4 protein-coding genes are annotated in these 5,052 nt (G+C 60.6%); 2 read left to right on the forward strand and 2 right to left on the reverse strand.

What is annotated here, in order from left to right; genetic code table 11:
- Positions 1-43: 43 nt before the first annotated feature.
- Together ENZ75_RS20455 and ENZ75_RS20460 are read right to left on the reverse strand one after the other, a co-directional pair.
- Positions 44-1,825 carry a TadG family pilus assembly protein gene (locus ENZ75_RS20455; protein WP_013532694.1) on the reverse strand — a complete coding sequence of 594 codons (1,782 nt, stop codon included), beginning with the start codon at positions 1,823-1,825 and terminating at the stop codon, positions 44-46.
- The gene (locus ENZ75_RS20460; protein ID WP_174299092.1) at positions 1,826-2,239 is read right to left on the reverse strand and encodes a TadE/TadG family type IV pilus assembly protein; all 414 of its coding nucleotides are present in this window, start codon (positions 2,237-2,239) and stop codon (positions 1,826-1,828) included.
- Positions 2,240-2,651: 412 nt separating this feature from the next.
- On the opposite strand from ENZ75_RS20460, the gene ENZ75_RS20465 reads away from it, so the two are divergent.
- Together ENZ75_RS20465 and ENZ75_RS20470 are read left to right on the forward strand one after the other, a co-directional pair.
- The gene (locus tag ENZ75_RS20465) at positions 2,652-4,244 is read left to right on the forward strand and encodes a peptide ABC transporter substrate-binding protein (protein ID WP_013532692.1); all 1,593 of its coding nucleotides are present in this window, start codon (positions 2,652-2,654) and stop codon (positions 4,242-4,244) included.
- A 164-nt stretch (positions 4,245-4,408) separates the two neighbouring features.
- On the forward strand, positions 4,409-5,052 hold a 644-nt coding region (locus ENZ75_RS20470; protein WP_128278273.1), incomplete at its 3' end, for an ABC transporter permease subunit.

Below are 5,052 nucleotides of genomic sequence, written 5' to 3' on the forward strand. Positions count from 1 at the left end.
GCGCTCGGAGCCTTTTTGGGCAGGCTCGACTGATATCCCGACGTTACTGCACCAGCACGGCACGTCCGCATGTCGCGCCGGTGACCCGGACATCGGCCACGCCGAGATGCACGCCGAGCGTATCGAGTAGATTGTAAAGCAATGTGTCGACTGGTGCGGTCACGGTTTTCAGAAGCGTCGTCACAGCTGGCTTCACGGTGCCGAGCAACGCCGTTACGTCAAGCCCGAGGATACCAAGCGCATTGACGGAAAGCGACAACTTGTCGACCAGTGACGTTGTCAGCGTCTGGGTAATGTCCCGTGTCGGCGTCGTCTTGATGGTTTTGGCGGCGATCTCGGTTTTGTTGAAGACCAGGTTGGTCGGGCTGACGTTGGTGATGTCGGCACCCGCCGAACCCTTCACCAGTATTAGCGGGATTTTTAGCAGCAGCAGATTGAGGCTGACATCCGCGATGTTGGCGTCGGAGAACGACTGCGGGTTGCTGAAATCCGCGAAGGCGGTGGGGCTGTTATCGGCATCGCTGGCGGCAAGGTTCACCGCCGCGATGCCGGGCTTCGCGGCAATGGTAACCTTCAGGCTGTCGGGGCCGGTCGGGCAGTTGATGTCGGTCAGCTTGGCCTCGGCGTAGGCTACTTCGACATTCAGCGGCAGCTTGACCGACAGCAGGCTGATACCGCCGCCCAGGTTTGGGTTGCCGACGCCGACCGTGACAAGCAGCTTAATGCGCGTTTGCGCGGTGCGAACCACGGTGCCGGCTTCTCCAACCGCCAGCCATGGCGAGGATTGCGGTGGTTCGCCGATGGCGATGGCGAGCGTGGTCGACAGCACCCCGGGAATGGTGGCTCCGAGGGCGACGTCGACCTGTTTTGAACCGTTTGCCAGTCCGGCGGCGGCCGTCAGCATTCCCAAGGCGCTGGCGTCGACGCCGAGGCCGGCGGGCCTTTGGCCGAGGCCCAACTTGCCGACGGAGCCGAGATCGACCAGATGACTGAGCGGGATCTGGACCGTGCTGGTCGACTTGGACGCGATCGTCTGCAGGGCGACCTTGGCCGTGTTGCCAAGCCCAGGCACATTGGCCATGGCCGTGGCGATCTGGCCGACGGTCGCCTTCGATGCCAGCACATCCGAATACGAGACGCCGGTCAGGTTCAGCTGTGTGGCAAGGCCGTCCACGAAGGAGAGCACGCTCACATCCGCGGAGATCAGCGCGTTGTAGTCCATGACACTGAGCGAGATGTTGCTGCCGAGCAGTCCGCCGAGAAGCGCGTTGAGGATACCGCCATCGAGGCTGGCGAGCCTCGATCCGACCGAGAATGTCGCCTGTGGCGTCATGCTGGCGGTGGCTTGGGTGCCGATGACGGGAGTGGGGATCAGGGAACTCGCGAAATAGCGGGCGGGGATCTTCTTCAGGGTGACACGGACGGCATTGTAGGGGGTTATGCTGGCCTGGAAACGCTGGCCCACATTGGCCCCGGATGCCACATATCGCCCGGGCGTGACCGTCACGACGGTTTTGCCGACCGCCGGCTCGATCGTCTGTCCCGAGCTTTGAACGACAACCCCTGGCATGCCGTTGTCGGTCAGCGTGGTAACGACCGCTGTATTGACATTGGTCATGTTCGAGGCGGCGGTGATCGCCGCCAGATCCACCATTGCCTGCGCTTCGCGGCGCTCGGTGTAGATCGAGGCTTCGTCGATGGCCACTGCGGCCAGCGCCAGCGCCACCGGCGCGCTCAATGCCGCCATGACGGTGAAGTTCGCTTTCCTGTCACTCAGCATCAACCGGGCAAGCCGACCGATCCCATTGCACGCATGCAGCAGCATTCAAATGCCCCCGACCCTGATCGTTGACTGGCGCCTGATCGTGGTCCCGGGCATGGCTATGCCCGGGAAAAGGTTCCAGATCGGCAGGTTGCGGGCGTCGTATTGGATGGACACCACGAACTGGCTTCCATCGGCCGTGCTGTCGTTGGCCTGGTAGGTCAACTTGCTGACATCCACGAAGGGATATCCGCCGGCATTGTTGGTGACGAAGCTGGTTACGAGCGTTTGACGTTCGGTCTGGTTCAACCCGGCAATTGCCGTGCGGGCGGCATCCGCTGCGATCTGCTGGATCGAGTTGGCGGCGCCGAAGTATATACCGTATGCAACCATTCCGAGTAGAAGAAGAATGAAAATCGGTGAAAGCAAGGCAAATTCAACCGCAGAGGTACCGCGCTCTTCTTGAAAGTTCCGCATTAGTTGACGGATTTTGGGCAATTTACTTGCTCCGTTACTCATAGCCGCCGCGCGTCTGAAGCTCGAACCGTATAGAAGGTACTCGTAATGTAACCTCAGGTTGCTTAAGAACGCATTAAGACATTCCGGCAAACTGGCATGGCTCCCGATTCGCGGTGAAAAATAGCGTCGAGGTGAAGAAACCAAGTCAAGCTTTTGGTTTCGGCTGGTGTTTCAGCGGCCACACCATAGCTTTCGTCCGCCTTACTTTGGGTGACCCAGAGAGTCTGTTGAAATAAAAATTCTCCGCGTTAGTGTCTGGGCACGAGCCGCAGGACGGGAACCAGCGGCGCGCTCAAAGGGGTCAGATATCGGCTCCAGGGCGTCAACACTTAATAGGCGCGCCAACGGCGGCGCCGACAGGGAGAACTTCATGCTGAAAAACATGCTGAAGGCGACTGTGTTCGCCACGACGATGACGCTGGCCGCCGGGACGTTCTACACGCAGGCCTTTGCCGAGACCGTCTATAACAGGGGCACCGCCGCTGAATCGGAGTCGGTCGATCCGCACAAGACCTCGACGGTTTACGAAGCCAATGTCCTGCGCGACCTGTTCCAGGGCTTGGTCATGCAGGACCAGAAGGCCAATCTCATTCCTGGTGCCGCCGAGAGCTGGACGGTTTCGGACGACGGAACCGTCTATACGTTCAAGCTGCGCAAGGACGGCATGTGGTCGGATGGCAGCCCGGTTACGGCTGACGATTTCGTCTATGCCTTCCACCGGCTGGAGGATCCGGCGACCGGCGCCGAATACGCCTCGATGCTGTATCCGGTAAAGGGTGCGGAGGACGTCAACACCAAGAAGGGCAAGCCTGAGGACATGGGCGTCAAGGCGATTGACGCAAATACGCTGGAGGTCACGCTGAAGGCGCCGACGCCCTACTTCCTGGAGATGCTGACCCACCAGGCGACCTATCCGGTGAGCAAGGCCTCCATCGAAAAGCTCGGCGCCGATTGGATCAAGCCCGGCAATCTCGTTTCGAACGGCGCCTATACGCTGGCCGAATGGGTTCCCAACGATCATATGAAGCTGGTCAAGAACCCGAAATTCTGGGATGCGGCGACCGTCAAGTTCGACGTCGTCAACTACATCCCGACCGAGGACCGCTCTTCGGCGATGAAGCGCTTCGAGGCAGGCGAACTGGACAGCTACGACGACCTTCCGACTGAACAGCTCGCCGATCTCAAGACCAAGTTTGGCGACCAGATCCACGTTGGACCGTATCTCGGCACCTATTATTATGCGATCAAGACCGACAAGGCGCCGTGGGATAATGTAGAGCTGCGCAATGCCATCTCGATGGCGATCGACCGCGACTTCCTCGCCGAAAAAGTCTGGCAGAACTCGATGCTGCCCGGCTATTCAATGGTGCCTCCCGGCATCGAAGGCTACACGCCGGCAATGGCCAAATATGCGGACATGCCGCAGATCGACCGCGAGGATGCGGCCAAGAAGATCCTCGAGAAACTCGGCTATACGCCCGAAAAGCCGCTGAAGATGGAAATCCGCTATAACACGTCGGAAAACCACAAGAACACTGCGGTGGCGATCCAGGAACAGCTGAAGCCGCTTGGCGTCGACGTCACGCTGCTCAACACCGACACCAAGACCCACTACTCCTTCCTCGAGCAGAAGGGCAACTATGATCTGGCACGTGCCGCCTGGATCGCCGATTACAAGGATCCGGAAACCTTCCTCGGCATCTCGCGCAAGGCCAGCGGCAACAATTATTCGGACTACAACAGCCCGGCCTATGAAGCGGCCATGGACAAGGCGGCCGCCGCCGGGGGCAACCCCGAACAGCGCATGAAGGAACTGGCCGACGCCGAACGCATCCTGGTCGACGACGTCGGCCAGATACCGCTCCTCTATTACAGCTACCACGATATCGTCTCCTCGAAGCTGCATGGCTTCGTCGACAACGTGATGGACGTGCATCCGTCGCGCTTCGTCAGCAAGGACTAACCCTGGCCAAGCCACCGCGCCTTCCAGGCGCGGTGGCGATGGTTTGCCATCGCATCGGCCCGGGTACCGGAATTCGATTTCGGCAAATGTCGGTGCGAAGATTTGAAAGCTGGAGCGCGGCCGTCCAACTGGACGCGCGCGGCTCTGGATCAAGCGGGGCACCGATGCTGCGATACGTATTACGGCGGCTTCTGACCGCCATTCCAACGCTGTTCGTCATCGTGACAATGGCGTTTTTCCTGATGCGCGTCGCGCCGGGCGGTCCATTCAACCAGGAGCGGGGGCTCAGTCCCGAGATCAGGGCCAATCTCGAAGCCCAGTTTGGCCTCAACGACCCGCTCTGGCTGCAATTCGTCCACTATCTCGGCAATCTGTTGCGCGGCAATTTCGGCCCGAGCTACAACATGCCGGATTTCACCGTCACCGAACTGTTCGCCAAGGGGCTGCCGATTTCGGTCCAGCTCGGCGCCTCGGCGCTTGTCCTGGCGCTGCTGCTCGGTTCCGTGCTCGGCACCATTGCGGCGCTCAATCAGAACAAGCTTGGCGACTATACGGTGATCGCGCTGGCGACGGCCGGCAGCACCATCCCAACCTTCGTCATCGCGCCGGTGATCCAACTCCTGTTCGGGCTGACCTGGAGGCTGCTGCCGATCGGTGGGTGGGGCGATGGCGCTTTCATCAACAAGGTCGGTCCGGTGCTGACGCTCGCCCTGCCGCAGATCGCCATCGTCGCCCGGCTGATGCGTGGCTCGATGATCGAATCCTTGCGGTCCCACCACATCCGCACGGCGCGCGCGCTGGGCCTGTC

It is taken from the genome of Mesorhizobium sp. M7A.F.Ca.CA.002.04.1.1 (assembly GCF_004022805.1).
GTDB classification, from domain to species: Bacteria; Pseudomonadota; Alphaproteobacteria; order Rhizobiales; family Rhizobiaceae; genus Mesorhizobium; species Mesorhizobium ciceri.